Source organism: Sedimentibacter sp. B4, from assembly GCF_000309315.1.
Lineage (GTDB): Bacteria > Bacillota > Clostridia > Tissierellales > Sedimentibacteraceae > Sedimentibacter > Sedimentibacter saalensis.
This window is the reverse complement of sequence record NZ_CANG01000662.1, coordinates 1-208: the sequence shown is the minus strand read 5'-3', so window position 1 is coordinate 208 and position 208 is coordinate 1. Positions and strand designations below refer to the sequence as shown.

At 72.6% G+C, this 208-nt stretch carries 1 pseudogene; it reads left to right on the top strand.

Going from position 1 to position 208, the window contains the following annotated elements:
* Window positions 1–208 (top strand): annotated as a pseudogene (locus BN358_RS26775) (hypothetical protein); the annotation flags it as partial.

The window sequence follows — 208 nt, the reverse complement described above, 5'->3', positions numbered from 1 at the left end:
GCTGGCCCACTCCCGCTTCTCCGGCCAACAGCCCTGGGACGCCCTGCACCACCTCGCCGACGACCTCGCCGTCCCTGACCTGGACGACCTGGCCGACATCATGCGGCTGTGCGGTGAGGAAGGCGCACCCGTCTACGACACCCTGCGCGCCCGCTCCGCGGCCAGCCGCAACGCCCTGCTCACCCACGACCTCGGCGAGGCCAACGAG